Below are 25,446 nucleotides of genomic sequence, written 5' to 3' on the forward strand. Positions count from 1 at the left end.
TTATTTAGGAATTCTATGTCTAAACTAAAAGAAGTCAACTTCTGGTTCATATATGCAGTAATTAGTTTTTTAATTGTAATATCTGCACTTTTAATATTTTACTATGAATGGCTTATTAATAAAAATCAATATGCACAAAACATAATAAACTTTAATAAAATAAGTGTTCAAAATAGTATTTCTTCTTTTAGAAGCCAAGAATCTATCTTAAAAATACTAGGAGAAAACTTATTAGAGTTAGATACACTTAATAAACCAGAAAATGGTAGAAAACTTATAGATGATATGAAAAAAGTGAATAAAGGATTAGTTGCTTTTGGTTTATCAAAATATAATGGAGATTTAGTACTAGTTTCAAATATGGAAAACAATAAAGCTCTTCCTAACCTACTTACTAATAAATATAGTAGAAGAAGTTTTGAAAAAGCAAGAGATAGTAAAAAAATGCTTTTAGGAAGAACTTACTTCTTTAAAAAAATGAATAAATGGGTAATTCCTATAAGAATAGGAGTGCAACTAGAAGAAAAAGTAGCTGTAATGACAGCAGGAATAGAAATAAATGGTGGTGATACAGTTTTAAATATTAAAGAATTACCTGAAAATATAACTTTACAATTAATTAGAGAAGATGGTTATTTACAATTTAAAAACCCAGTAAAAGAAAAACTTGAAGAAGTTTATTATAAAGAAGTTGATTCTTTTTTCTTTAAAGAAATAAATAAAATAAAACAGTATTCTTCTAAAGTTATTACAACAAATATAGAAGGTAAAAAATCAATGCTTTCTATAATTTATATTCCAGAATATAAATTGTATTCTTTAGTCTCAATTCCTTATGAAGAAATGACTAAAGACTTTAATAAAAAACTACTTATTTCAATGACATTATTGTTTTCATTACTTTTAGTACTTTATTTTTTATTTAATTATAGTATTAAAATTCAAACTAGAACAAGAAATCAATTAGATTTTATTGCAAAGCATGACATTTTAACAGGAACATACAATAGGTATTCATTAAATGAAGAGATAAGGTCGAGAATAGAAAAAAAAGAAAATTTCTTTATATTTTTTCTAGACTTAGATAATTTTAAATATATAAATGACACTTATGGACATTTAATAGGAGATAAACTTTTAAAAGAAGTTGCAAAAAAATTAAAAGAAAAACTTTTTAGAAGAGATTTTATCTCAAGGAATGCAGGAGATGAATTTATAATTTTAGTGAATGAAAGAAATGATGAAACTGCACGCATGATTGCAAAGAAGATTCTAGATATTTTTACTAAAACAATAAAAGTAGATAATATTGAAGTCTTTACTGGTGCATGTATAGGTATTTCAAAATATACAAGTGATAGTAAAATAACAAGTTCAGGGTTGCTTAATCAAGCTGATATGGCATTACATAGAGCAAAAGAAGATAGAAACTCTTATGTAATGTTTTCAAGAGCTATTTATGGAAATAGAAAAGAGATAGTTCAAATAGAAACTCATTTAAGACATGCAATTAATAAAAATGAACTATTTTTAATGTATCAGCCTAAAATAAATGCAAAAACAAAAAAAATTGTTGGAGTAGAAGCTTTACTTAGATGGAATAGTGAAAAATTAGGTTTTATATCACCAGAGAAGTTTATAAAAGTGGCTGAAAAAAGTAGTATTATTAATGATATTGGAGAGTTTGTAATTAAAGAATCTCAAAAAGATATTTTGGATGTATGGAGGGAAACAAATAGTAAATTTGAATTATCAGTGAATGTTTCTCCTCGACAATTATCGTCAATAAAAGAAATGAATAGATTTAAAAAAATAATACTTAATAGCAATTTCCCTAATGATAAATTTATAATAGAAATAACTGAAAATATATTTGTGGGTGATGTAAAGAGAATAATTTTATTTTTAAATACAATTAAATCATACCATATAAGTATCTCTTTAGATGATTTTGGAACAGGTTATTCTTCTTTAAGTATCTTAAGTAAATTACCTATTAGTGAATTAAAAATTGATAAATCTTTTATTCATAATATGTTTTTAAATGAAGAGAATATGAAGTTAGTAAAATCTATTATTAATATAGGGAAAGATATTAATTTAAAAGTAGTGGCAGAAGGGCTTGAGGAACAAAAAGAGTTAGATTTACTTCAAAGTTTTGGATGTGATATTTATCAAGGATATTACTTTAGTAAGCCATTGAGTAAAGAAGAATTGATTTCTTATATAAAAACAAGACATTAAAAAATCTTTAAAAAAAATCTTTGAATAATTGTTTTACTAAGATAATGGCTTTTTTGTTATAATATAATAAATAAATAAAATTATAAAGGCTGTGTTTGTGGCAAATGAATTGGAAATTGAATTAGATAATAGTTTAGAAGTTTCAGAACCTAAAAAATATAAAGTGATTTTATTAAATGATGATTTCTCAACAATGGATTTTGTAATAGAGATATTAACTAAAATTTTTAGAAAAACTATAGATGAAGCAACACAAATTATGCTTAATATTCATAATAATGGAAGAGATGTTTGTGGTATCTATACTCATGAAATTGCTTCAACTAAAGTTGCTCAAGTTAAAACACTTGCACGAGAAAAGGGTTTCCCTTTAAAAGCAATTATGGAAGAAGAATAAAATGATTAGTAAAGAATTAAGAAATATTTTTGCACAAGCTGTAAATTATGCTAAAAAAAGTAGACATGAGTATTTAACTACAGAACATGTTTTTTTAATGCTTTTACATGATGAGGTTATAGAAAACCTTTTTTTAGATTTAGGTTTAGAACAAAATAAAATTTTCAATGAAGTAAAAAAATATATTGAAGAAAATACACCAGTATTTCCTGAAAATATAGAAGATGAACCTATTGAAACTTTAACTTTAACTTCTACTATAGAAAATATGGTTGCCCATACCCAAACAAGTGGAAGAGCAAATGCTAGTGTTGAAGATATGTTTGTTGCAATTTTAAGAAATGAAAAATCTTATGCAACATATCTTTTAAAAACAGCAGGAGTTGAAAGAGTAGATATATTAGAAGAAATCTCTCATAAAGATAATGAAATAGAAGATATTGAAGAAATAAGAGATGATAGTGAAGAAAATAAAGTTTTAGAAAAAAATTCAACAGAATTGGTAGCTTTGGCAAAAAAAGGTGAAATTGACCCTGTAATAGGAAGAACTACAGAAATAAATAGAGTAATTCAGATTTTAAGTAGAAGAAAGAAAAATAATCCTATTTTAGTTGGAGAACCTGGAGTAGGGAAGACGGCAATTGCAGAAGGCTTAGCTTTAGAAATTGCTAATAAAAGAGTACCTTCTTTTCTAGAAAATTCAAAAATATACTCTCTTGATATGGGTTCTATGCTTGCAGGAACAAAATACAGAGGAGATTTTGAGAAAAAATTAAAAGGTCTTTTAAAAGAGATTGTAAAAGTACCAAATTCAATTTTATTTATTGATGAAATTCATACAATTGTTGGAGCAGGAAGTGTAGGTGGGGGAGCAATGGATGCTTCAAATATTTTGAAACCTATGCTTTCAAACGGTAAATTAAAATGTATTGGTGCTACAACTTTTACAGAGTTTAGAAATGATTTTTCAAAAGACAAAGCATTAAGTAGAAGATTTGCTAAAGTAGATATAGATGAACCAACTACAGATGATGCTGTAACCATACTAGAAGGTTTAAAATCTAAATATGAAGAGTTTCATGGAGTATCATATAATAAAAATTCTATTGAAACAGCAGTAGAGTTAAGTAAAAAATATATTACAGATAGATTCTTACCAGATAGTGCAATTGATGTTATTGATGAAGTTGGTGCTAGTAAAAAAATTGAGTATACAACTTTAAACAAAAAAAATATAAGAATTACTCAAAAAGATGTAGAGGATACAATTGCTAGAATGGCACATATTCCATCTAAATCAACTTCTAAGTCAGATGTTACGCTATTAAGAAGTTTAGAAAAAAATATGCAAAAAAGAGTTTTTGGTCAAGATAATGCAATATCTACAATAGTTCAATCAATTAAACGAAACAAAGCAGGTTTAGGACTGGATAAAAAACCAATAGGTAGTTTCTTATTTACAGGACCAACAGGAGTAGGGAAAACGGAAGTTGCAAGAGAATTATCTTCTCAATTGGGGATTCATTTTGAAAGATTTGACATGAGTGAATATATGGAAGCCCATACTATTTCAAGATTAATTGGGGCACCAGCAGGATATGTAGGTTTTGAGAATGGAGGATTATTAACAGAAGCAGTTAGAAAACATCCTCATAGTGTCTTATTACTTGACGAAATTGAAAAAGCCCATCCTGATTTAATGTCAATACTGCTTCAAGTTATGGATAATGCTCAATTAACTGATAATAGTGGAAATAAAGCAGATTTTCAAAATATTATTTTAATAATGACTTCAAATTTAGGTGCAACAGAAGCCAGTGTTATGGGGTTTGCAAAAGATACTTCATTAAATGAAAATAAGGCAATCAATAAATTCTTTGCTCCTGAGTTTAGAAATAGACTAGATGCAGTAGTAAGTTTTGAAGCATTAAGTGAAGAAATAGTATCTAAAGTTGCAGGAAAATTTATTCAAGATTTAGAAAAACAATTAGAAGATAAAAAAATTAAAATTTCAATTACTATAAAAGCAAAAAAACAACTTGCTAAACTTGGATATGATAAGTCTATGGGTGCAAGACCACTTACTAGAGTTATTTCTGAAAAAATTAAAAATGTACTTACAGATGAAATCTTATTTGGAAGATTAAAAAAAGGTGGGGAAGTTAAGATTGATTATGAGAAAGAAGAATTTACTTTTTCTTATAAACCATTAGCAAGTACAAATAATTCTAAAAAAAATAAAATTTAAAAGAGGGTGGAGATTATGAAAATAGTATTAGGTTCTATAATTACAGTTTTAGTATTTACAGGCTGTATGAACTCAGAACAAGATGAGTCTAAATCTGTTCAAGAAAATAAGCAGGAGATTGTTTCAAAAGTTGAAAATACAAAAGAATCTGAAACGGGATTGATTGAACAAGTTAAAGACTCAACTTCAAAAATTACTCAAGCTGTTAAAGAAGCAAGTAAAGATGTAGCTGGAAAAGTTTCTGAAGAATCTAAAGTACTTGCAGAAAAAGGAAGTGCTGCAGTAAAAGATGTTGAGCAAAAAGCTCAAATTGTAGCAAAAGAATTGACTGAAGAAATAGTGAAAAAAACAAAAGAGACAAAAGAAAATATTGAAAGTAGTATTGAAAAGATTGTTGAGACAAAAAAACAAAATACAAGTTCAATAGACCCAAAGTCTTTATATATAAAATGTGCAGGTTGTCATGGTCAAAATGGTCAATTACAAGCATTAGGAAAGTCTCAAGTTATAAAAGGCTGGGATAAACAAAAAATTAAAGATGCTTTAATTGGTTATAAGAACGGAACCTATGGTGCAGCAATGAAAGGTGTGATGATTGCACAAATGACATCTTTAAATGATGAGGAAATTGATGCTCTATCTGAATACATAGCTTCTTTTTAAAAATAGTTTAATTTGGCCATTGTCTATGGTGCATATCAATAACAAATTTATGTTTATGGGTGAACTCTTTATGCCAATGTCCATTTTCTTCTTTTATGGTTTTTCCTTCTCCATGATGCTTACTTTCTTCATTTTCATGGTAATGGAAAAACTCTTTATGTGTATGTTTTAGTTCTAGTTTATCAGGATTTGGGTAAATCTTATAAGCGATAATAGTACTACTAACACAAAGAAATGAAAATAAAATAAAAGTTGTACTAAGACCATATGTAACACCCATATAACCACTTAATGGATAAGCTATCATCCAACATAAATGTGATAAAGAAAAGTTTGCTGTAAAATAGTTAGTTGAATCTTCTTCTTTGCAAGAAATTCTAACTAAAAAACCAGCAGGTACTTGAATAAGACTTAGTCCTACACCTAAGAAAAACCATAATAATAAAAAAAGAATAGTGTTTGGATTTAAAGAACTAAAAAGTAAACCTAATGATAAAATAAAGCTACCTAGAAAAATAACTTTTCTTATTTCAAGTTTATTTAGTAATTTAGGAAGAAATAAAGCAACAATCATTGAACCAAGTCCAGCTGATGCCATGGCAATTGCTGTAAAATTTTTATCTTTATTTAAATATTCAGTTACATAAATGACTGTATTAGTAATCATCATCGAACTAGCTAAAGCGACACTTATATAAAGAAAAAATAGAGCTTTTAATCTAGGAGTTTTTAAGTAAGAGGAAACCCCAAAAGTGACTTTTTCAATAAAAGAAAAAGAAGATACCTCTTCTTGTTTATTTTTGACATATGTAAAATAAATGATTACAGCAGAAGTAAGAAAGGTAATTGCATTTAAAATAAATAACTCATTAAAGCTAATAAAACTTAAAAATAAAGCAGCTAAAGTAGGACTTAATAATTGTTCTAAATCATATGCTAACCTTGAATATGAAAGAGCCTTTTTATAACTTTCTTCATTTTTAATAATATCGGAAATAGTAGCTTGAAAAATAGGAGTAAATCCTGCAGAACATAAATTTATCAAAAATAAAAGTAAGTATATCTCCCAAATTTCAGTAATAAAAGGAAAATAAATAATAGTGAAAGCTCTTAATAAATCTAAAGATATTAACCAGGTTTTTCTTGGAATTTTTTTTGATATAGTTGTTATAATAGGGGAAAAGAATACATAAGCTAGCATTTTTAAAGCAAAAGCAATACCTAAAACTAGTCCTGCATTTTCTTTTGCTAAGTCCCAAGCAAGTAAAGCTAATGCAATACTTGTAATCCCTGTTCCTATTAAAGATATAACTTGCGCAGTAAATAGCTTTTTAAAGGTTTTGTTTTTTAAAGGAGATTTTATCATTTTCTTTGATCAATACTCTTTTCAATACTGTAAAAGTCATTAGTAAATTTGTTTAATAATTGTAGCAATGAAATAAAAAATGTAACCATTGCAGGACCTATAATCATACCCCAAAAACCAAAAGTTGAAAGCCCAGCAACTATCGCAAAAAATATCAATAATTCATTTACTTCACTAGGTGTTTTTACAACTTTTTGATTTATATATTTTATAATGATAGGTTTAATAAATGTATCTGCAATTATTGAAATTACAATAATAGAATAAGCTATTATCGCAAGAGCATTGGTAGTACTTCCTGCAAAAATCTCATAAATTGCAACAGGAAGCCACATAATAAGTCCACCTACAACTGGAACCAAAGAAGCAAAACCATAAAGAACCCCTAGTAAAATACCATCATATCCAAAAAAACCAATAAAGACTCCAAAAAGAAAACCTTCAAGAACTGCAGTTGCTAAAATAGAATAAAGAACTACACTCATAACATTTGAAGATTCATAAAATAAAGTATTTGAATCTTCTCTTTTTAGTGGTAATGCTTCTTTAAAATAGTGAGATAAATTAGTACTATAAAAGTTAAAAAAGAAATAAAATATTAAAATCATAATCATATCAATAATAAACTTTGCAGAATTTTTACCTAAAAAAGCTCCTATAGATATAAGGTTTTGAATGAACTCTTTTATATCTATTTTTTCAAGAAGTTTATTTAATTGGTCTTTTATAAATAGAAAATCATTTGGCATATTCGTAACCCAATGATCTATTGTATTATAAATTTCTAATAAAGCTTTTTGATCAATTTTATTAATTAATGTAGCAAAAGAGAAAATACAATATAAAACAGGAATAAAAAATATTGCAGTTAATAAAACCGTCATTAATAAAGATGAAATAAATTGATTAGGAATTTGCCTTTTGAAATATATATTTAAAGAGTTTGTTGCAACAGCTAATAGTAAAGCCACAATCATTGGTTTTAAAAAAGGGCTAAATAATTGTAACATAAAGAATAATGTTACAACTGTTAAAGCTATTACAAAATATTGAGGTTTCAAAATAATGTACCTTCACTATCTTTATCTGGATAAGATAATCTAAACAACTCATATGTTTTTACACTTGCAACTCTTCCTCTAGCTGTTCTTTCAATAAATCCATTTGCTAATAAATAAGGTTCAATTGCATCTTCGATTGTTCCTTCATCTTCACTTAATGCTGCAGCAATAGTAGAAAGTCCCATAGGTTTACCTTTATTTGAAACTAGAAGTTCTAATAAATTAATATCCATTTCATCGAAACCTGAGTCATTAACACCTAGCTCATCAAGAGCATATTTACATCTTTCAATTTTAATTGTATCTTCATTTTCAACTTCAGCAAAGTCTCTAACTCTTCTTAAAAGTCTTAATGCAACCCTTGGTGTTCCTCTACTTCTTTTTGAAACTTCTAAAGCAGCATTATCTTCACAATATTTATCTAGTTTTAATGATGCTTTTTGAATAATTTTAGCTAGCTCTTCAAAAGTATAAAATTGCATTCTAAAATGCATACCAAATCTTTCTCTAAGAGGGTTAGAAAGCATTCCCGCTCTTGTTGTTGCTCCAATAAGAGTAAATCTTGGTAAATCAACTTTTACTGTTTGTGCAGCTGGTCCAGAACCAATAATAATGTCTAACCTATAGTCTTCCATAGCTGGATAAAGTATCTCTTCTACTGCAGGACTTAGCCTATGAATCTCGTCAATAAATAAGATATCTCCCTCATCAAGGTTTGTTAAAATTGCAGCTAAGTCTCCACTTTTCTCAATCATAGGACCTGCTGTAACTTTTATATTTGAATTCATTTCATTAGAAATTAAGTAAGATAAAGTAGTTTTCCCAAGTCCTGGAGGGCCATAAAATAAAATATGGTCTAAAGCTTCTGCTCTTTTTTTACTAGCTTCTATAAATACTTTTAAATTTTTCTTTATTTTTTCTTGTCCAATATAATCATCCCAAGAAGAAGGTCTAAGATTTACTTCTGCATTGTCTTCTTCAAATGATACTTGTTCTACTTCAACAACTCTTTCCACTTTTAATACTCTTCTTCTTTTCCTGGAAATGTTTTATTTTGAACATCATTTCTATATTGATTTACAGATTCTTTTATAAGTTCTGCTCCATTTAAATAGTGTCTTACAAATTTAGGTTTAAATTCTTCAAAGAAACCTAGCATATCAGACCAAACTAAAACTTGACCATCTGTATCACTACCTGCCCCTATACCAATTGTTGGAATATTTATTGCTTCGGTAATCTTTTTTGCAGCTTCACTCATTACACCCTCTATTACAAGACAAAAAGCTCCTGCTTCTTCAATTGCTTTTGCATCAGAAATTAATTGTTGAACATCTTCTTTAGTTTTCCCTCTTACTTTATAGCCACCTTCACTTCTAACATATTGGGGCATTAGTCCAATGTGACCCATTACTGCAACTGAGTTTAAAGTTAAATGCTTAACTATATGAGCTCTATTTTCTCCACCTTCAACTTTTACAGCAGCAGCATTTGTTTCTTGATAGATTTTTACTGCATTCTTTAAGGCTTGGGTTTCATTATTGTAAGTACCAAAAGGCATATCCATTACAACAAATGAATTTTTAGCTCCTTTACAAACAGCTTTTGTATGATAAATCATTTGCTCAAGTGTTGCACTTAAAGTATCATTTTCTCCTGCAAAACTCATATTAAGACTATCACCAACTAAAATAATATCTGCAATCTCTTCAAAGAGCTTTGCAAATAATGCATCATATGCAGTAATAACAGTTAGCTTTTTATTGTTTTTAGCTTTTTTTATTTTTGTAATATTCATTTTTTCATAATCATTTTTTATAATACTCATAGAAATTCCTATTTTATATAGTTTATAATATATAAAAATTATTGTATCAAAACTATCCTTTTTATTGTTCTTCTTTTAAAAATAAAAATCACTCATACTTATACAAGATGATTTTTGTTAAAATGAGTTCAAATATATTATAGGATTTAATTTTGAAAAAACTAGTTGGTTATATAACATCTTCTGTTCCAAGTAACAATTTTTCAGTAGATTTAGCATTAAGTATGAAAGAAGCGGGAGTTGATATTTTAGAATTAGGTATACCATTCTCAGACCCTGTTGCAGATGGACCTGTTATCGAAAAAGCAAATCAAATTGCACTAAAAAATAAATTTTCTTTAAAGGATTTATTCGAAGTTTCATCAAAGATAGCACCTAATATGGAAATGTTTTGGATGGGATATATGAATCCTTTTTATCATTATGGATTGGGTGAGTTTTTAAAAAAAGCACAAGAATTTAATGTAGAAGGGATGATTATTCCTGATTTACCTTATGAAGAGGCTGCTTTAGTTAATAATCTTTTTGAAAAATATAATAAAGTAAATATCTCTTTTGTAGCTCCTACTCATACAGAAAATAGAATTAAACAAATTGTTGAAAAATCACAAAAGTTTATTTATATGGTTGCTTATGCAGGAATAACAGGAAGTGGACAAAGTGAGGATTTAAGTTCTATTATTAAAACGGTTAAAAAATACTCTACAACACCTTTATATATTGGTTTTGGAGTTGATGAAAAAACTTGTAAAGAGAAAGTAAAAGGTGTAGATGGTGTAATTGTTGGAAGTACTTTTGTGAAACATTTAATTGATGAATCTTTATCAAATAAAGAAAAAATTAGTAAAATTACAGCCGCTGCAAAAGAAATTAAAGAAAAGATAAATGAATAGCTAATATGCATATTTTAGAAAGAGATGTAGAGTTTTTAGAAGAACAAAGAGAATGTTCTTATTTTGATAATGAAATTTCAGATATAAGGTATAGGTATATTAGTAAATGTACCAAAGAAGATTATCAAAATATGCTAGAGCATGGGTGGAGAAGGTTTGGGAAAATGCATTTTGTACCAGAGTGTAGAAATTGTACAAAATGTATATCAATGAGAATTGACGTAAAAAATTATAAGTTTTCTCGTTCTGAAAAAAGAGTATTTAAAAAGAATTTAGATACAAAACTCTATATTCAACCACCTTCTTTGACTTTAGATCATTTAAATCTTTATGATAAATATCATTCTCATATGAATAAAAAAAAGAATTGGACTTATTCTCCTATTGAGCCTGCTGAATATGATAGATCATATGTTCAAGGAAAAGATGAATTTACTAAAGAGTTCCTTTATGTAAGAGATGATAAATTAATAGGAGTAGCTTTAGTAGATATTTTGTCTAAATCTATTTCTTCAATTTATTGCTTTTATGATCATGATTATGAAGATTTATCAATAGGAAAGTTTTCGATTTTAGCTCAAATTAAAATAGCAAAAGAATTGAATATTCCATATATTTATTTAGGATATTGGATTAAAGATCATTTATCAATGGGATATAAAGTTGCTTATAAACCTTTTGAAGTTTTAACTAATAGAGCAACATTAGAAGAAGAAGCTGTTTGGAAAGAGTATAAGTTGTAACTATTTTATGTTATAATCTAACTCAATTATGTACAAAGTAGGATATCATGAAAAAAGTTGTATTAATTAGTCTTTTTATTTTTTCTACTATCTTTGCAGAAACAATAGATGAAGACGCTATTTACAGTGCGGATTGCCTTATTTTAGAAGATGAAAACTCAATTGTTTGTAAATATACTCATGAAAGATCAGAAGAGGATAAAGAAATTCAAGTGCAATGGATTGATCCTACGGGAAATATTTCAAGGGATAGAACTTTGATTATTCCAGCTGGACATGGATCTATTTATGACTTTAGATATATTGCAGGAAGAACAAAGGGAATATGGCAATTTAAAGTTGTTGATAATAAAAGAGAGACAATTGCTACTTTTGAAATTAAGTAAATACTTGAAAAAAGAGCAATATAATTAAAATTAATTTTAATTAATAAGATTTTTTAAGTAAAATTGAACTCTTTTTTGCAATAATAAAGATTAGAAAACTAATTTAAGTATAATAAAAAGGTAAAATATGACAGAAAGCTCTGAAGTAATTGATGAACTGAAAAAAATTGTTAAACAAAAAGGTTTAAAATATACAGAACAAAGAGAAGTTGTTTTAAATGTTTTACTTCATGCTGAAGATCACTTAACAGCAGAAGAAATTTATAATTTAATAAAAAGTGAAAATCCTGACTCAAATATAGGAATTGCTACTGTTTATAGAGCATTAAGTTTTTTAGAGGAAGTAAATTTAATAGCATCAATTAACTTTGGAGTTGATGGTAAAAAATATGAAAGCAACAAAAAAGAACATCATGACCACTTAATTTGTACTTCATGTGGGAAAATAATCGAGTTCGTTGATAATGAAATAGAAAAAAGACAAGAAAAAATTGCTAAAAAAAATAAATTTAAAATAACAAGTCACTCTATGCAATTATATGGAATTTGCCCAGATTGCCAAAATAAAAAATAGGAATAACTAAAAGTAATTCCTATTTAAACTCTTTTGATATTTGTTCTATCCAGTTTTTGATTCTTATATTCGTTATTTCTTCATCATCATTTTCTAAATCTAAAGGTAAACCTACAAAACTATTATTTATAGTAGCTTCAGATTTTTCAAAATTATAATCTAAACAAGAAGTGAAACCTAAAATAGTTGCATTTGCTTTTGTTAACTGCTTATATAATGTTCCCATTGCATCAACAAAGTTATTTTTATATTTTTTTTGATCTCCTAAGGCAAAGATAGCAACTTTTTTATTTGTAAAATCTATTTTTTTAAATTCATCCCAAATATTTTGCCACTCTTTTTGCATTTGCCCATCTTCCCAAGTAGAAATTCCAAAAATTAGATTTTCATAATCAAGCATATATTCACAAGCCGTAACTTTAATGTTATATTGCTTTATGTCGTCTAAACTTTTTGCAATTTTATTTGCTACTTTTTGAGTATTCCCTGTGTTACTAGAGTAAAATAATGCTATATTTCTCATTTTATAATCCTTTTGGATTTTTTTATTATTATAACAGATTTTTACATTTCTTGGTACTAATTGTTAATATAGTGTTAAGATAAAATTTAAAACCTGTTAAAGCAAGAGTGTCATAATTTTACTATATAAAAAAAAGGATAGAAAATGAAAACAACAAAAATATTAAGAACAGTTGCTTTAGCAGGTTTATTAACTACGGGTTTATATGCAAAAGGTTCTTGTTCTGAAAAAGGTTTTAATGATAGAAAAGGTTTTTCAAAATCAAAAATGTTTAGTAAGAGAAATACAGATAATAATATATTAGGTATTATTAAAAAACTTGATTTAACAAAAGACCAAAGAGAAGAAATAGCTAATATAAAAAAAGATATTATGAAAAATAGAGTTTCATTAGATAGTGCGTTTACAAAAAAGGATTTTGACAAAAAAAAGTACATTGACTTAATGGAGCAAAAAAGAGATAATATGATAAAATCAAAAGCTGAAATGATTGATAGAATCCACTCAGTATTAACTGATAAACAAAAAGAACAGTTTAAAGTTTTATTAGATTTGCAAAAAGAAAAAAGAGACTCTAGGATGGAAAGAAGGATGAATTTTGATAAAAATTGCAATGGTAGAAGATGATTTAGAGTTAGCAGATGTTTTAACTCAATATTTAAAAAAATATAATATTGAAGTAACAAATTACGAAGAGCCTTTTTTGGCTCTAAGTAGTTTGAAAATAAATAAATATGATTTACTAATATTAGACTTAACCCTTCCTGGAATGGATGGACTTGATGTTTGTAAGGAAGTTGTTAGAAATTTTGATATTCCTATTATTATTTCAAGTGCAAGAAGTGATATTACTGACAAAGTAACAGCTTTACAATTAGGAGCTGATGATTATTTACCTAAACCTTATGACCCTCGTGAATTAGAAGTTAGAATTAAAACTATTTTAAGAAGATTCAATCATAATAATATTGAAGATAAAAATCAAATAAAAGCTCTTTTTGAGTTAAATACTGATAAAAAAGAAGTAACAAAAGAAGGAAAATTTGTTAAACTAACAGCTGCAGAATATGAAGTCTTATCTTTAATGATAAAAAGAGAAGGTTTTGTTATTAGTAGAGAGGATATTTTTGATAATTCTAATTTACTAAATTCTGATTATGAAAATTCAGGTTCCTTAGCTGTAATAATAAATAGAATAAGGCAGAAAATTGAAGATAATCCAAAAGAACCAAAATATCTTCACACAATAAGAGGTATGGGGTATAAATTTACAAATGAATAGACAATCAATATTTTTTACTATTTCAGTTAGTTTTATTATTTCACTTATTTTAGTAGTAATTAGTTTTTTAATTATAATGGTGGGAAATCAGAAAAAGTTAGAACATCATTTATTTGAAAAGTATCAACCTTTAACAAAAATGCTTTTTAGAAAAAAAAGTAGATATAATGATTTTAATTTTAAAAAAAATTTAGAAAATTTTAATTATGATTTATTTTTAAATAAAAGTGATATTGATTCAATAACCTATAACCCTCAAACTAGCGTTATTGCACAAAGAAGATTTAGAGATTCCATAAATAGAGTTTTGCAATTAAATGATAGACAATTCTTTTATATGAATAGAAAAGGTAAGACTTATTTAATAGAAGATAAAAATGAATTTACTGAAAATAATTCAATATATATAATTTTAATTTTTGCAATAATTTTACTTACACTTATAATGTCTTTTTTAATAACTTTACGAAAATTGATGCCTCTAAAAATTTTAAAAGATAAAGTTAGCTCTTTAGGTGATGAAAACTTTGATTTTGAATGTTGTGATACTACTAGAAAAGATGAGGTTTCTTTACTTGCTTTAGAGTTTAAAAATAGTGCTAAAAAATTAAAAGAATTAAAAGAAGCAAGAAATATTTTTATTAGAAATATTATGCATGAATTAAAAACTCCTATAACAAAAGGAAAATTTTTAAGTGAACTTGAAAAAAATGAAGATAATAATGAAAAATTAAAAGAGGTTTTTAATCGTTTAGAGTCTTTGATAAATGAATTTGCTTCAATTGAAGAGTTGATTTCTTCTTCTAAAAATATTGAAAAAAGAGTGTTTTTTTTAAATGATATTATTGATAATGCAAAAGATATTTTAATGTTAGATGAAAATAATGTAATAGAAAAACATGATAATATAAAAGTAGAGGTTAATTTTAAATTGTTTTCAATAGCAATTAAAAATCTAATTGATAATGCTATTAAGTACTCTTTAGATAATAAAGTTTTAATAAGAACTGAAGATAATAGTATAATTTTTGAAAATACTGGTAGTAAATTAGAATATGACTTAGAAAAATATTATGAGCCATTTTTTGCCAATAAAGAGAAAAGTGATAATTCCTTTGGTTTAGGTTTATATATAGTTTATAATATCTTAAAAGCAAATAACTATAAATTAGAGTATAAGTTTGAAAATAATAAAAATATTTTTATTTGTAAAAAGGAAGAAAAATAGTATTTGATGTAATTGTTATAGGAGCAGGTGCAAGTGGATTAATGTTTGCTTCTTTAGTAAAAAATAAAAAGATAGCTATCTTAGAAACAAACTCTAAAATAGGACAAAAAATAAAAGTAAGTGGTGGAGCTAAATGCAATATTACAAATGAATATTTAACTGAAGCTAATTACCTAGGAGATGAAATTTTTATAAAAAAATCTTTGGAATGTTTTTCAAATAAAGATTTATTAAAATTTTTAAATAAGAATAATGTTTATCCCACACTTAATCCTAAGATTGTAAAAGGAACTTACTTTTGTAACTCTTCTCAAGATGTTCTTTCAATGTTTGAAAAACTGACTTCTCATGTAAAAAAGTTTTTTGATACAAAAGTTCTTAGTGTAGAATATAATAAACACTTTCTTATTAAAACCCAAAATACTACTTATGAAGCTAAAAAACTAGTTGTAGCAAGTGGAGGTCTATCATTCCCTTCTTTGGGAGCTAGTTCTATAGCTTATGATATAGCAAAATATTTTGGTCATGAAGTAAGTACTATTAAACCAGCATTAGTAGGATTCACTGTACAAAAAGAACAATTTTGGTTTAAGAAATTAAGTGGGATATCATGTGAAGTAAAAATGAAAGTAGAGAATAAAGAGTTTTTAGGAAAACTGCTCTTTGCTCATAAGGGGTGTTCTGGACCTGCTGTTTTAAACAGTTCTTTATATTGGAATAAAGGAAAAATAACTATAGATTTTCTTCCTAAATCAAAGCTTGATAAATATTTAAAAGGGAATAAAAATATATCAACCGCTTTACCTTTACCTAAACGATTTATTTTAGAGTTTTTAGAGTCTATTAACTTAAAAGATAAAACTGTAAGCAAACTTACTAAAGATGAAAAAAACAGTTTATCTCTTCTTAAAAACTATGATTTTTCTCCTGCAGGCACTTTTGGTTATTCAAAAGCAGAAGTGACAAGTGGTGGAATTGATACTAATGAAATAAATCCAGAGACCTTTGAAAGTAAAAAAAGAGAAGGTTTGTTTTTTCTAGGGGAGTGTTTAGAGCCAACTGGTCAATTAGGTGGTTATAACTTTCAGTTATATTTCTCACAAGCTTTTTTAGCTGCAAAAAACTTTTAATAAAATCTAAACTTATTAAATTATGAACTATAAAGGATTAATTGATATAATATATACTTAATTTGGACATAATCAAAAAGGGTATGGGAGTGTTTTTTTCAAATTCAAAAAAGTATGAAGAAGAGATTAAAAGTTTACATAAACAAATAGAACTTTTAAAAGAGGAAGTATCTTTAAAAGATAAAAAGATAGATACTATAGAAAAGCAAATAAAAAACTCAGTTTCAGAGGAAAAGTTATTTCATCTTCAAAAAGAAAATGCTTTATTTAAACAAATGGCAGCAATATCTCAAGAAGAAGGTTTGGTTTCTTTTAATCCTAATGGTGAAATGATTTTTATAAATAAAAGAGCAAAAGAGCATCAAGTTGATACGAATATAATTCTTAATGCTATAAAAAATAATGAAGATAGAGTTATTTTAAATGATTGTGAAGCTTCATTACTTGTTGAAAACTTTGAAGGAAATACTATTGTTTCTTTAAAACAGACTTCAATTCATGATAATAAAGATGGAGGTTTGTTAGAACGTCATAATAAGAATATGACAAAATCTTTAAGTACTACACAAACTGCTTATTTAGAACTCTTAGAAGAACTTAAAAGTATGATGAAAGAGTCTAAGGAAACAGCAGATGGTTCAACAGAGGGGCTAACTTTAACAAATGAAATTGTTGCTGATACTGAAAATTTACATACTGAAATAGAAATTGAACATGAGGTTGTAAACTCTTTAGTTGCCAAAAGTAAGGATATTGCAGATGTTATTAATATTATTCAAGAAATAGCATTTCAGACAAATATTCTTTCATTAAATGCTGCTGTTGAAGCTGCAACTGCTGGTGAAGCTGGAAAAGGTTTTGCTGTAGTTGCACAAGAAGTTAGAAATCTTGCAAATAGATCTGCTGAAGCTGCTTCTCAAATAAAAAATGTAGTTGATTTAATTCAACAAGAAACTCATAAAATAAAAAATAGTTCTGATGTTGTTTCAGAGGTTGTTGCAGAAACTAAGAATAGAGTTGAGGTTTTAAGTGGTTTAATGAATGGCTTCCAAAGAAATGCAAATAGGTCAGTGTATGAAGTGGAAAGTGTTTCAAATAAAATTTTTATAAATTTAGCTAAATTAGACCATGTAATTTATAAAAACAATCTTTATCAACTAATTTTTGGAGGAGAGCATAGTTTCCAAGCTGTAGACCATCATAATTGTAGATTGGGTAAATGGTATGAAACAGGATTAGGAAAAGAAGAGTTTAGTTTTGTTCCTTCATATAAAGGCCTAGAAAGAAGTCACGAAATTGTACATGATGAAGCAAATGCATTAGCAAATGAATGTTCAGGGAATGAAGTTTCATGCTCAAAACAATTAATTGAAGAAAAAATAGAGTTAGTTGAAAATGCGAGTGAGGAAGTATTTGAATATTTAGATAGAATATTAAGTGAAAAAAATGATGCTGTTATGAAAGAAGCAGCAAAAAAACTCTTTAATTAAAAGGAAGTTCCATGGAAGAGAAAGTTTATAAAATAGCAATAGTTGATGATGAGCTGGAAATATTAAGTCTTTTAGATAGGTATTTAAGTAAAAAAGATAAATATACAGTATCTACTTTCTCCAACCCTAAAGTAGCTTTAGACTCTTGTATTAGAGATGATTATGATTTAATTCTTCTAGATATTATGATGCCTCAACTTAGTGGAGTAGAATTTCTTGAACAAATAAAAGAGAAAAAAGCTAAACAGAAAGTTTGTATGATGACAGCATATTCTACTTTAGATAAAGTTCTTAAATCACATAAAGAAGGAGCAGAAAATTATATTATGAAACCTTTTTCTTCTTTACAAGCTTTAGATGAGAAAATTGAATCTATATTAAATAAATAAAAAATTAGATGCTTTCTAAAAATAGAACTTTAATAAAATATATACTTTTATTTATATTCTTAACTACATTTTCTATTGTAATAATTTTTTATAATAAAAATAGTAGTTTAGATGAAGAAAAAGATAATATATTTGTTAAAAGTACTAATATTCTTAATAAATATAAAAAAAGAACATTTGATGAGTCAGAACATTTCTTTTTAACTTATGTTAAAGAAAATAAAGTTCTTCAAAATATTTTATCTCAAGAGTTATCAGATAAAGAAAAGTTTGAAAGAATAAAACAAGTTTTTGATAAAGAGATAGAACATTTTAAAAGACATGATTATTCAGAAGTAAGCTTTTATACAAAAGATGGCAAAGCTATTTATAAAAGTTCTTATAAAGAAATGAAATTTACCCAATCTTCTAATTATAAAGAGATAATAAAAGATATCTCTAAAGAGTTTAAAGGAAAAGTATATTTTCTAATTAGTGATACGAGTGCAACATTAAAGTATTTAAGAGCTGTATATGATAATACTTTTAAAATAAAAGCAATTTTTGAATTATCTATTGACTTACCTAAACTAATTCATGAAACTTTTATTGAAGATGGATATCAAGTGGACTTTCTTTTTCCTAAAAATAGTTTGAAAAAAAGTATGAGTGAAGAAAGCTTAGCCTCTTTTAAAGAACATCCTTTTAATAATGAATATATGTATAAAAACTCTTTTTATTCTAATAGATTTATGCTTGATAATTTATCCTATGACTTAAAAAATGAAATCAAAAGTAGAATGTTAAAAGAGGAAAAATTTATTATTGATTATAAAATAAAAGATAACTACTATATTAATAGTTTTTTTCCTATAAGTAATAGATTTATTCAACAAGACATTTATATGTTTTTATATATAAAAAGTCAAAAATATTATGCAATTAATGAAAGATATAATGTATATATAATTTTAGCAATATTTCTTTCTTTATTACTAAGTACTATCTTATATTTTTTAAATACTATTTATCTTAAATATAAGAATATAAAAGTTAAATTAAATAGTATTAATACAAGTATAGATAAATATGTAGTTGTTGCAGAAACAGACTTACGGGGTATTGTTACTTATGTCTCTGAATATTTTTGTAAAACAAGTGGATATAAAAAAGAAGAGATTATTGGACGACCTATGAATATGATTAGAAATCCAGATATATCTAAAAAGTTTTATGACAATATGTGGAAAAAACTACATAATAATGAAGTATGGGAAGGGGAAATAAAAAATATTGATAAGAATGGAAACTCTTATTGGGTTAGAGGTAATATCTCTCCTATGTATAATGAAAATAATAAAAAAATAGGATATCGTTCAATTAGAGTTGATATTAGTGATGAAAAACAATTATTAAAAGTAAACTCTTTATTGAAAAGAGATTTATTTTTGAAACTGAATGAAATAAAAACAAGAGATAAAATAAACATGGAGCAATCCAAGGTTATATTAATGGGGCAAATTTTAGATGCATTTTCAAATGAATGGAAAAAACCTATTTCTAATTTATCATCAAAACTTTTACAACTTGAAGATAATGTAAAAAATAAAAATTATGATGATAAATTTTTAGAAGATATTTCAAAAAATTTAAAAGATGAAGTAAGAAATCTTTCTATGCATTTAAATGAATTTAAAACACTTTTTTCTCATAATGATAGTTCCGATAGGTATAGTGTTTATAATGTGATAAAATCAACGATTGCTTCTATTAATAAAAAAGATGTTGAAATTAAACTTGATGGGGACTCTTCTTTAGAAACATATGGAGTATCTTATGATTTAAGAAAAATTATCTTAGGAATAATTTATAACTCTTTAGATGAATTTAATAAAAAAGAAATAAAAGAAGGAAAGATTAATATAAATGTTAGCAGAAGTAATGAGTTTGTATTAATTAAATGTGAAGATAATGCCGGAGGTATTCCTGAAGAGTTTATAAATAAAGTATTTGATTTAGACTTTACTACTAAAAATGAGATGAGTTCTAAAGGTTTACCTTTACATATTGCTAAACTAATTGTTAAGAAATCAGGTGGTGATATTTGGGTTAAAAATGTAAATAAAGGATGTTGTTTTTACATTAAACTTATAACACAAGATAGAAGACAAAATGAAAGAGTGAAACATTGAAAGTTCAGTTTTCTTTTAAGTTATTTTTAGCATTTATTCTATTTTCAATTTTACTATTTTGTGCAGGAATATTTCTTTCATATAAAACATTTCAAGTAAAAATAGAACAAAGTCGTATTAATAGTTTTATTAATAAAAGTAATTTTTTTGAGAAAGAATTAAAAAAAATTGTGCATATTAATAATAATATATTGATTTCCATTTCAAAAAGTAATTCTTTTAAAGATGAACATATAGATAGTTTATTTAAAGAAATTAAAGTATTAATGTTAAGTAATGAAAATATTGTAGATTTAAAGATTATTAAAAAAGATGGAAAAAAAATCTTAAGTTTAGAACAAAATAATAAAGAAATTAAAGAAAAACCTTTATCTTTGAGTCCCAGAATTTATTATTATTTAAACTCAGAACAAATTAAAAAAAATGAACTTTTTTTTACTGAACCTTATTTAAAAAGTTTGAATAATGAAGTTGTCATGCCAATAAAACCTTTAATTGATTTTGTTTTAAAAACTGATTCTAAAATAATTTTTCTCTCTTTTAATATTGATGACTTTATTAAATCAATTAATAAAATGAAATATTTAATAGACAAAGATTTAAATATAATTTATGATAGTACAGGAATAAATAGTTGGTCTTATTATTATAATCCTGATTTAAATATAAGAAGTGTAGTGGAAGGGTTCAGTAATAAGATTTTTAAAAAAAGTTTTTCTTTTACAAATAAGTATTATTTTAAACAAATTTTTATTAAAAATCTACACTATTTTACTCTTGTTGATGCAAATGAAAAAACTAGTCTAAAAAGTTTTTTCTTTGAAAATAAAGACTCATTTTATAGCATCTTCTTTCTAATGGCAATGATATCTTTTATTTTATCTATGTTATTTACAACTCCTTTATCTAGTATTAATAGAAAACTTGAAAGTGAAAAAGATTTATTAACAGATTCTATAAAAAGAAATAATCTGATATTAAATGATAGCTTAGAACTTTTAAATCAACATGTAATGTTTATAAAATTTGATTCTAATTTTGTTATTACAGATGTAAGTAATTATTTTAGTAGAGTTTCAGGCTTTCAAAAAGAAGAACTTATTGGTCAAAACTATACTAGTATTTTAAATAAATATAGTATTAAAATTTTCAATGCTGAAATATCATATATTTTAAAAAATACAGGAACATGGAGTGGTGAATTAATAAGTATTAAAAAAATGTCTAGTGATTACTGGGTTAAATCAAATATTCAATCAGATGTAGATGAAAATGATAATATCATAGGATATACTGAGATTAGAAGTGATATTACTGATAACAAAAGAATAGAAAGATTATATAATGACTTAAATTATCAAATTGAACAATTAAATGCAATTGTTCAAAATGCAAATAGTGGAATAGCTTTACTTGATTTAAATGGTAACTTCAGAAGATTTAATGAAGCCTTTTATAAACTTCTTAATTATAATGAGAATGAAGTTGTTGAAAAAACGATTTTAGATTTAGTAGATAGTAGTAGCATAGAACTTTTAGAAAAAATCATGAAAGAAGTAAAAGAGTTTGGTTCTATTTCTAATTTAGAGTTAGTATTTCAGTCTAAAAATTTTGAAGAAGTTCATTTAGATGTTTCATTGAAAGTATTACCTGATAAAAAAAATATAGTAATGGTTGTAAACTCTTTAGAAGATAAAAGAAAACTACAAGAATTAAATCAAAATCTTGAACAAAGAGTTGAAGAAGAAGTTAAGAAAAATATGGAAAAAGATAAACTTCACCAAGAAGAACAAATAAAAAATGCAAAATTAACTTCAATAGGGACTTTATCTGCTGGAATTACTCATGAAATCAATACTCCATTAACTTATTTAAAAGGTAATTTTGAAATGTTAATTATGGATATTGAAGATTTAGAAGATAATCCTATGAAAGAAGATATGCTTATTAATTGTGAAAAGATTACAGAAGCAATTAATAGAATTGCAGTAATTGTTGAATCAATGAGAGAAATGTCTCAAACTTCTACTGAAACAAAAGAAAAAGCAAATATTTTTGCTACTTTATTTACTTCTTTAACTATGGCATATAATGTTTCCAAACAAGTATCAAAAGTTTATTTAAATAATAAAGAGTTTACTCCCACAAGTATTGATAAAAATGATTTTAAGATTTATGCAAAAGTTCAAAAACAAAGACTTGAACAAGTTTGGATTATCATAATCAACAATGCTTTAGATGAATTAAAAAATAATAAAGAATATGAAGAAAGAAAGTTAGATATTACTGTTTTTGAAGAAAAAGATGAAGTAGTTGTAAAATTCTGTGATAATGCAGGTGGAATTAAAGAAGATATTATTGACAATATATTTGAACCTTTTGTAAGTTCGAAAACTCATAGTGGAATGGGAGTTGGATTAAATATTGCAAAAAAAATTATTGATGAGCAAGAAGGAAAAATCTTAGCATATAATAGTCTAAATGGAGCAATTTTTGAAATTAGATTGAAATCACAAGAATAAATAGCTAAAATTTTGAAGTATTATAAAAAGGATAAATTTGAAAATTGGATTTATAGGGGATATTGTAGGAAGACCTGGTAGAAAAATTATAAAACAATATTTAGAAAATATTAAAAAAGAGTATGAAATTGATGTAATAATTGCAAATGCTGAAAATGCTAGTCATGGTTTTGGTCTTACTATAAAAAACTGTCAAGAACTTTTAAATTGTGGAATTGATATTATAACAGGAGGAAATCACTCTTTTGATAAAAAGAAAGATATGATTACTTTACTTGAAACTTCTAATGTCTTAAGACCTGACAATTATCCAAAAACTGTACCTGGTTCTGGAATAAAAGTACTTAATATAAAAAATGAAAAACTTGCAGTGATAAATCTTATGGGACAATTTTCTATGCCTACAGTTGAAAACCCTTTTAATTGGGCAATAAAATTAATTCAAGAATTAAAAGAACAAAATATCAAAAATATTTTTATAGATTTTCACGGTGAAGCAACAAGTGAAAAAAGAATTATTTTTATGATGTTAAAAGGATTGGTAAGTGGAATTTGTGGAACACACACTCATGTAAGTACTGATGATTTACAAGTTATAGAAGGGACAGCATATTTAACAGATATTGGACTTACAGGTTGTAGAGACAATGTAATTGGGATGGATAGTAAAATACCAATTGAAAAAGCAACTACTGGACTTGGAGGGCATTTTTCAATTCCAAATTCTTGCAAATCAATACTTCAAATGATGGTTATTGATATGGAAGATGGAAAAGCAGTTGATTGTTATAAGCTAAAAAAATATTGTGATAAACCAGATATTATAAAAACAGAGGCTATTTTTGACTAAAGAAAAAGTAGAAATATCAGATAGTTTTGATTTATTAAAGTATTTAAAAGAGCAAAATTTACTAGTAAATCATCCAGAGTTTTGGTGGCCAAGTCAAAACTCCTTTGAAATATTTTTAGGTGCAATCTTAACTCAAAATACAAAATGGGAAAATGTAGAAAAATCTTTATGGAATCTAAGAGAAAAAAATCTTTTATCTTTAGTAGCTATAAAAGAAGTAGACTTAGATAGCTTTATTTTAGCAATTACTCCAAGTGGTTTTAAAAATCAAAAGTCTGTAAGAATAAAAAAAATAGTTTCAAATATTTTAGAGCAATTTGAAAGCTTTGAATCTTTTTGTGAAAACGTTAGTAAAGATTGGCTTTTAGAGCAAAAAGGAATAGGGCTTGAAACAGCAGATGCAATACTTTGTTATGCTTGCAATCAAGAGTTTATGGTTGTAGATAAATATACACAAAAGTTAGTTGCTTCTTTTGGTTATGAGTTTGAAAGCTATGAGGATTTACAAGCTTGGTGTGAATATGGAATTAATGAAAATTTAGATAAAATATTTAAACTTTACAAATATGAAATATCACTTAATAAACTATATTGCCGATTTCATGGTAAGATTGTTGAGTATATGAAAATAAAAAATAAACAATCTAATAAGGGAAAAAAATGATAATAATTCCACAAACAAAAGGTGGTGTTGGTAAATCTACTGTTGCAATGCAAGTTATTGCTCCTTATTTATTTAAAAAACATGGTAAAAGAGTTACATATATAGAAATTGATGATGAAAATAATGATAGTAAATCTTTTACAAGAACTGAAATTGTTGAAAAAAGAATGCTTGGAACAAATAAGTTAACTGAGTTAGATGAACTTATTTTAATGGATGACAAACATGAAATTATTGTTGATGTTGGTGGAAATAAAACTTCTTCATTAGTTTTAGAAGAGATTAAAAAAGTAGGTTCTTTTGGAAATATTAAATGGATTATTCCTTTAGGTGATGGTGAATTAGATGGCAAAAATGCCATTGCTACTATGAAAAAAATTAAAAAAATTGAAGATAATCTTGAAGAAAATGTTTTATTTGCTTTAAATAGAGCTATTTCTATGGATCAAGAATATATTGAAGAACAATTTATTAATTTTTTTGGACATAAATACTTAGATAGTAACTCAGTATTATGTGATTTTGTAAAAGATCCAAAATATTTTGCAGTTAAAAATGACAAAGTTATTACTATGAGTAGATATTTAGGAAGTACTGTTTGGGAAATGGCTTATAACAATACTGATTTTGCAAAAAAAGCTATGCAAGCAAAAGAATTAGGTGATATTGAGAGTGCTAGAAAGTTTTTATTCTTTAGAAGAATTCAAACAGAAGCAAAAGATTATGTATTGGGAACTTTAAATAAGATTTTCTTTGATTTAGATAAGTGGCTTCAGATTAAAAAATAAAGTGAT

General features: G+C 25.7%; 24 protein-coding genes and 1 pseudogene. 20 read left to right on the top strand and 5 right to left on the bottom strand.

Annotated features, from left to right (window positions below; all coding sequences use genetic code 11):
- Positions 1 to 15 precede the first annotated feature (15 nt).
- From CP965_RS12030 to CP965_RS12045, 4 genes are all read left to right on the top strand, one after another.
- Entirely contained in the window at positions 16 to 2,244 is a 2,229-nt protein-coding gene (locus tag CP965_RS12030) for a putative bifunctional diguanylate cyclase/phosphodiesterase (RefSeq protein WP_129062357.1), read from the top strand.
- Between the two features lie 97 nt (positions 2,245 to 2,341).
- On the top strand, positions 2,342 to 2,641 hold the full coding sequence (gene clpS / locus CP965_RS12035; RefSeq protein WP_129062358.1) for an ATP-dependent Clp protease adapter ClpS: 300 nt from the start codon (positions 2,342 to 2,344) through the stop codon (positions 2,639 to 2,641).
- Position 2,642: 1 nt separating this feature from the next.
- Positions 2,643 to 4,889, top strand: coding sequence for an ATP-dependent Clp protease ATP-binding subunit ClpA (gene clpA / locus CP965_RS12040; RefSeq protein WP_129062359.1), 2,247 nt, complete (start codon positions 2,643 to 2,645; stop codon positions 4,887 to 4,889).
- Positions 4,890 to 4,904: 15 nt separating this feature from the next.
- Positions 4,905 to 5,552, top strand: coding sequence for a c-type cytochrome (locus tag CP965_RS12045; protein WP_228712721.1), 648 nt, complete (start codon positions 4,905 to 4,907; stop codon positions 5,550 to 5,552).
- A gap of 7 nt (positions 5,553 to 5,559) precedes the next feature.
- On the opposite strand, the gene CP965_RS12050 is transcribed toward CP965_RS12045, so the two are convergent.
- Genes CP965_RS12050 through panB form a run of 4 tightly spaced genes read right to left on the bottom strand, consistent with a single transcriptional unit; the run spans position 5,560 to position 9,807 of the window.
- Complete coding sequence (locus CP965_RS12050) at positions 5,560 to 6,918, bottom strand: MFS transporter (protein WP_129062360.1); 1,359 nt, start codon at positions 6,916 to 6,918, stop codon at positions 5,560 to 5,562.
- Entirely contained in the window at positions 6,915 to 7,979 is a 1,065-nt protein-coding gene (locus CP965_RS12055) for an AI-2E family transporter (protein WP_129062361.1), read from the bottom strand. The genes CP965_RS12050 and CP965_RS12055 overlap by 4 nt, the downstream gene beginning before the upstream one ends.
- Positions 7,976 to 8,995 (bottom strand): Holliday junction branch migration DNA helicase RuvB, encoded by a 1,020-nt coding sequence (gene ruvB / locus CP965_RS12060; protein WP_129062362.1) that lies wholly within the window; start codon positions 8,993 to 8,995, stop codon positions 7,976 to 7,978. Before ruvB ends, CP965_RS12055 begins: the two co-directional genes overlap by 4 nt.
- Before the next feature lie 2 nt (positions 8,996 to 8,997).
- Positions 8,998 to 9,807 (bottom strand): 3-methyl-2-oxobutanoate hydroxymethyltransferase, encoded by an 810-nt coding sequence (gene panB / locus CP965_RS12065; RefSeq protein WP_129062363.1) that lies wholly within the window; start codon positions 9,805 to 9,807, stop codon positions 8,998 to 9,000.
- Positions 9,808 to 9,959: 152 nt separating this feature from the next.
- Between panB and trpA the strand changes: the two genes are divergently transcribed.
- The 4 genes from trpA (at position 9,960) to CP965_RS12085 (ending at position 12,403) form a co-directional block, all read left to right on the top strand.
- Positions 9,960 to 10,700, top strand: coding sequence for a tryptophan synthase subunit alpha (gene trpA / locus CP965_RS12070; protein ID WP_129062364.1), 741 nt, complete (start codon positions 9,960 to 9,962; stop codon positions 10,698 to 10,700).
- Positions 10,701 to 10,705: 5 nt separating this feature from the next.
- A complete protein-coding gene (locus CP965_RS12075) occupies positions 10,706 to 11,443 on the top strand; it encodes an arginyltransferase (protein ID WP_129062365.1) in 738 nt (245 codons plus the stop codon).
- A gap of 47 nt (positions 11,444 to 11,490) precedes the next feature.
- The gene (locus tag CP965_RS12080) at positions 11,491 to 11,829 is read left to right on the top strand and encodes a hypothetical protein (RefSeq protein ID WP_129062366.1); all 339 of its coding nucleotides are present in this window, start codon (positions 11,491 to 11,493) and stop codon (positions 11,827 to 11,829) included.
- Between the two features lie 127 nt (positions 11,830 to 11,956).
- The gene (locus CP965_RS12085; RefSeq protein WP_129062367.1) at positions 11,957 to 12,403 is read left to right on the top strand and encodes a Fur family transcriptional regulator; all 447 of its coding nucleotides are present in this window, start codon (positions 11,957 to 11,959) and stop codon (positions 12,401 to 12,403) included.
- A 19-nt stretch (positions 12,404 to 12,422) separates the two neighbouring features.
- Here the strand turns inward: CP965_RS12085 and CP965_RS12090 are convergent, their stop codons facing one another.
- Positions 12,423 to 12,926, bottom strand: a complete 504-nt coding sequence (locus CP965_RS12090; RefSeq protein WP_129062368.1) for a flavodoxin — start codon at positions 12,924 to 12,926, stop codon at positions 12,423 to 12,425.
- Positions 12,927 to 13,070: 144 nt separating this feature from the next.
- On the opposite strand from CP965_RS12090, the gene CP965_RS12095 reads away from it, so the two are divergent.
- The 12 genes and pseudogenes from CP965_RS12095 (at position 13,071) to CP965_RS12145 (ending at position 25,440) form a co-directional block, all read left to right on the top strand.
- Positions 13,071 to 13,553, top strand: a complete 483-nt coding sequence (locus CP965_RS12095; RefSeq protein ID WP_129062369.1) for a Spy/CpxP family protein refolding chaperone — start codon at positions 13,071 to 13,073, stop codon at positions 13,551 to 13,553.
- Positions 13,525 to 14,208 (top strand): response regulator transcription factor, encoded by a 684-nt coding sequence (locus CP965_RS12100; protein ID WP_129062370.1) that lies wholly within the window; start codon positions 13,525 to 13,527, stop codon positions 14,206 to 14,208. Before CP965_RS12095 ends, CP965_RS12100 begins: the two co-directional genes overlap by 29 nt.
- On the top strand, positions 14,201 to 15,436 hold the full coding sequence (locus tag CP965_RS12105) for an ArsS family sensor histidine kinase (RefSeq protein WP_129062371.1): 1,236 nt from the start codon (positions 14,201 to 14,203) through the stop codon (positions 15,434 to 15,436). Before CP965_RS12100 ends, CP965_RS12105 begins: the two co-directional genes overlap by 8 nt.
- A gap of 11 nt (positions 15,437 to 15,447) precedes the next feature.
- Positions 15,448 to 16,566 carry a BaiN/RdsA family NAD(P)/FAD-dependent oxidoreductase gene (locus tag CP965_RS12110; RefSeq protein WP_267285285.1) on the top strand — a complete coding sequence of 373 codons (1,119 nt, stop codon included), beginning with the start codon at positions 15,448 to 15,450 and terminating at the stop codon, positions 16,564 to 16,566.
- Positions 16,567 to 17,174: 608 nt separating this feature from the next.
- Positions 17,175 to 17,606 (top strand): annotated as a pseudogene (locus CP965_RS14500) (methyl-accepting chemotaxis protein); the annotation flags it as partial.
- On the top strand, positions 17,604 to 18,056 hold the full coding sequence (locus CP965_RS14505) for a CZB domain-containing protein (protein ID WP_407646423.1): 453 nt from the start codon (positions 17,604 to 17,606) through the stop codon (positions 18,054 to 18,056). The pseudogene CP965_RS14500 and the gene CP965_RS14505, both read left to right, overlap by 3 nt.
- 11 nt (positions 18,057 to 18,067) lie before the next feature.
- Positions 18,068 to 18,445 (top strand): response regulator, encoded by a 378-nt coding sequence (locus CP965_RS12120; protein ID WP_129062374.1) that lies wholly within the window; start codon positions 18,068 to 18,070, stop codon positions 18,443 to 18,445.
- Between the two features lie 8 nt (positions 18,446 to 18,453).
- A complete protein-coding gene (locus tag CP965_RS12125) occupies positions 18,454 to 20,616 on the top strand; it encodes a PAS domain-containing sensor histidine kinase (RefSeq protein ID WP_129062375.1) in 2,163 nt (720 codons plus the stop codon).
- Complete coding sequence (locus CP965_RS12130) at positions 20,613 to 23,138, top strand: PAS domain-containing sensor histidine kinase (RefSeq protein WP_129062376.1); 2,526 nt, start codon at positions 20,613 to 20,615, stop codon at positions 23,136 to 23,138. Before CP965_RS12125 ends, CP965_RS12130 begins: the two co-directional genes overlap by 4 nt.
- A 37-nt stretch (positions 23,139 to 23,175) precedes the next feature.
- Positions 23,176 to 23,988 (top strand): TIGR00282 family metallophosphoesterase, encoded by an 813-nt coding sequence (locus CP965_RS12135; RefSeq protein WP_129062377.1) that lies wholly within the window; start codon positions 23,176 to 23,178, stop codon positions 23,986 to 23,988.
- Complete coding sequence (locus CP965_RS12140; RefSeq protein ID WP_228712722.1) at positions 23,981 to 24,652, top strand: 3-methyladenine DNA glycosylase; 672 nt, start codon at positions 23,981 to 23,983, stop codon at positions 24,650 to 24,652. Before CP965_RS12135 ends, CP965_RS12140 begins: the two co-directional genes overlap by 8 nt.
- Complete coding sequence (locus CP965_RS12145) at positions 24,649 to 25,440, top strand: nucleotide-binding protein (protein ID WP_129062378.1); 792 nt, start codon at positions 24,649 to 24,651, stop codon at positions 25,438 to 25,440. The genes CP965_RS12140 and CP965_RS12145 overlap by 4 nt, the downstream gene beginning before the upstream one ends.
- The last annotated feature ends 6 nt before the right edge of the window (positions 25,441 to 25,446 follow it).

The organism is Halarcobacter mediterraneus (genome assembly GCF_004116625.1).
GTDB classification, from domain to species: Bacteria; Campylobacterota; Campylobacteria; order Campylobacterales; family Arcobacteraceae; genus Halarcobacter; species Halarcobacter mediterraneus.

Excerpts from the sequence above, each read along its gene's own strand:
- CP965_RS14505 (WP_407646423.1), top strand. The coding sequence starts at position 17,604 with ATGAATGGCTTCCAAAGAAATGCAAATAGGTCAGTGTATGAAGTGGAA.
- CP965_RS12125 (WP_129062375.1), top strand. The coding sequence starts at position 18,454 with ATGCTTTCTAAAAATAGAACTTTAATAAAATATATACTTTTATTTATA.
- CP965_RS12085 (WP_129062367.1), top strand. The coding sequence starts at position 11,957 with ATGACAGAAAGCTCTGAAGTAATTGATGAACTGAAAAAAATTGTTAAA.
- CP965_RS12050 (WP_129062360.1), bottom strand. The coding sequence starts at position 6,918 with ATGATAAAATCTCCTTTAAAAAACAAAACCTTTAAAAAGCTATTTACT.
- CP965_RS12120 (WP_129062374.1), top strand. The coding sequence starts at position 18,068 with ATGGAAGAGAAAGTTTATAAAATAGCAATAGTTGATGATGAGCTGGAA.
- CP965_RS12090 (WP_129062368.1), bottom strand. The coding sequence starts at position 12,926 with ATGAGAAATATAGCATTATTTTACTCTAGTAACACAGGGAATACTCAA.
- CP965_RS12080 (WP_129062366.1), top strand. The coding sequence starts at position 11,491 with ATGAAAAAAGTTGTATTAATTAGTCTTTTTATTTTTTCTACTATCTTT.
- CP965_RS12105 (WP_129062371.1), top strand. The coding sequence starts at position 14,201 with ATGAATAGACAATCAATATTTTTTACTATTTCAGTTAGTTTTATTATT.
- CP965_RS12145 (WP_129062378.1), top strand. The coding sequence starts at position 24,649 with ATGATAATAATTCCACAAACAAAAGGTGGTGTTGGTAAATCTACTGTT.
- panB (WP_129062363.1), bottom strand. The coding sequence starts at position 9,807 with ATGAGTATTATAAAAAATGATTATGAAAAAATGAATATTACAAAAATA.
- CP965_RS12045 (WP_228712721.1), top strand. The coding sequence starts at position 4,905 with ATGAAAATAGTATTAGGTTCTATAATTACAGTTTTAGTATTTACAGGC.
- CP965_RS12075 (WP_129062365.1), top strand. The coding sequence starts at position 10,706 with ATGCATATTTTAGAAAGAGATGTAGAGTTTTTAGAAGAACAAAGAGAA.
- clpA (WP_129062359.1), top strand. The coding sequence starts at position 2,643 with ATGATTAGTAAAGAATTAAGAAATATTTTTGCACAAGCTGTAAATTAT.
- CP965_RS12030 (WP_129062357.1), top strand. The coding sequence starts at position 16 with ATGTCTAAACTAAAAGAAGTCAACTTCTGGTTCATATATGCAGTAATT.
- CP965_RS12095 (WP_129062369.1), top strand. The coding sequence starts at position 13,071 with ATGAAAACAACAAAAATATTAAGAACAGTTGCTTTAGCAGGTTTATTA.